This is a genomic window from Sulfitobacter sp. HI0129, assembly GCF_001635395.1.
Classification (GTDB): domain Bacteria; phylum Pseudomonadota; class Alphaproteobacteria; order Rhodobacterales; family Rhodobacteraceae; genus Sulfitobacter.
Genome location: NZ_LWGH01000507.1, coordinates 1 through 1,887, shown reverse-complemented (window position 1 = coordinate 1,887; position 1,887 = coordinate 1). Strand labels below are relative to the sequence as shown.

Sequence of the window (1,887 nt, the reverse complement as noted above, 5' to 3'; positions counted from 1 at the left end):
AAGAACGCGGCGGAGATCGAGGGGTCAGTCCAAGCGCATCTGCGCGACGGGGCCGCCGTGGTGGAAACGCTCGCCTGGCTTGACGGGCAGCGCCCCGGTAGCGTGACGGAAACGCAGGTCGTCGAAAAGCTGGAAGGCTTTCGGCGGCAGGATCCGGCGCTGCGGGACATTTCCTTTGAGACGATTGCGGGAACCGGCCCCAACGGCGCGATCATGCATTACCGCGTGACCGAAGAGACGGATGCGACCCTGCAGGCGGGCCATCTGCTGGTGCTCGATTCGGGCGGGCAGTATCTGGACGGCACCACCGACATCACCCGCACCGTCGCCATCGGTGAGCCGCCCGCGGAGGCCTGCCGCGCCTTTACCCGCGTTCTGGCCGGGATGATCGCCATGAGCCGCCTGCGCTGGCCCGCGGGGCTGGCGGGGCAGCATATCGAAGCGGTGGGCCGCATGCCGCTCTGGCTTGCGGGGCAGGATTTCGACCATGGGCTGGGGCATGGGGTCGGTGCCTACCTCAGCGTTCACGAAGGCCCCCAGAGGCTCAGCAAGCTGAGCAAGATCCCACTCGAGCCGGGGATGATCCTGAGCAACGAGCCGGGGTATTACCGCGAAGGCGCCTTCGGCATCCGGATCGAGAACCTGCTGGTGGTCGAACCCGCGCCCAGCCTGCCCGACGGCGACGCGCATCGGAAGATGCTGAACTGGCGCACGCTCAGTTTCGCGCCCATCGACCGCGGGCTGATCCTCCCGGAGATGCTCGACCCTGCGGCCCTTGCTTGGCTCAACGCCTATCATGCCGAAGTCGCTGAAAAAATCGGGCCGCGGCTATCACATGGTGCAAAACTGTGGTTGGATACCGCGACCGCGCCCATCGGCGCCGCGTGACGAGTTGAGATTGGGGAGGAACGACATGGCAGATCACATAGATATCCGCAGGGCGGAGGGCACATGGTCCATCCGGGCCGGGGGCGCGATCCTCGGGGAAAGCACCGAGGCGCTCGAACTGCGGGAGGGGGATTATCCCCCCGTGATCTATTTTCCGCGCGATGATATCGCCATGGCGTTCCTTGATGACAGCGACACCCACAGCCATTGCCCGCACAAGGGTGACGCGCGGTATTTCTCCGTTGTGACGAAAAGCCGGACGCTGAAGGATGCGGTCTGGTCCTACGAGAACCCCAAGGAAGCGGTCTCCGCCATCGCGGGCTATCTCGCCTTTTATCCCATGGATGAAATCACCATCGAACGCATCTGAAAGCGCCGCTGGCGGGGGCTCAGGAATGTTCCTCCGCCGCCGTCGCGGCAAGTGCGCGATTGTAGGCCTTCAGCGCATCGACGTGAAAGAGCGCACCCAGCAGTTCTGGGGGCTGGTCGGCCTGCAGGGCGACCACCGGGATGAACCTTGCGCCGGATTGCTCGAAGATCGACATGGCGGCCTCCAACGTGGCGGAGCCGTCGATATAGGTGCCTTCGTCGATAAGGCTCCAGCATTCGTCCGGGTCGGCGCAGCGTTCGTCATCAGGCCGGCGCATGACGCGCGCGACCATGAACATCGACAAAAGATAGGCCTGCGGCCCAGCGGCCAGATGCACGCCGCGCCGTTCCATCTGCGTCAGGAAGAAGCTGCGGTGCACAAGCCGGGATGACAGGGCTGTCGACAGGCTCACCGCGACCATCACCGCAAGCCCCGTCTGCCAGTCGCCCGTCAGTTCGAACACGATGAGCGTGGTAGAAATGGGGGCCCCCAGCACGGCAGCGGCCACCGCCCCCATCCCCGCCAGCGCATAGAGCGAGGAGGAGCCGGAAACCTCCGGGAAAAGCGCGGTCGCGACGAGGCCGAAGGCCAGCCCAGTCAGCGCCCCGATCATCAGCGAGGGCGAAAAG

At 65.2% G+C, this 1,887-nt stretch carries 3 protein-coding genes; 2 read left to right on the top strand and 1 reads right to left on the bottom strand.

Annotated elements, in window-relative coordinates:
• The coding region (locus tag A3764_RS13840; RefSeq protein WP_150122183.1) for a M24B family metallopeptidase at positions 1–888 on the top strand (888 nt) is incomplete at its 5' end.
• 25 nt (positions 889–913) lie between these two features.
• On the top strand, positions 914–1,258 hold the full coding sequence (locus tag A3764_RS13835) for a DUF427 domain-containing protein (RefSeq protein WP_067919324.1): 345 nt from the start codon (positions 914–916) through the stop codon (positions 1,256–1,258).
• Positions 1,259–1,277: 19 nt separating this feature from the next.
• Here A3764_RS13835 and A3764_RS13830 read toward each other — a convergent pair.
• The coding region (locus A3764_RS13830; RefSeq protein WP_201722434.1) for a chloride channel protein at positions 1,278–1,887 on the bottom strand (610 nt) is incomplete at its 5' end.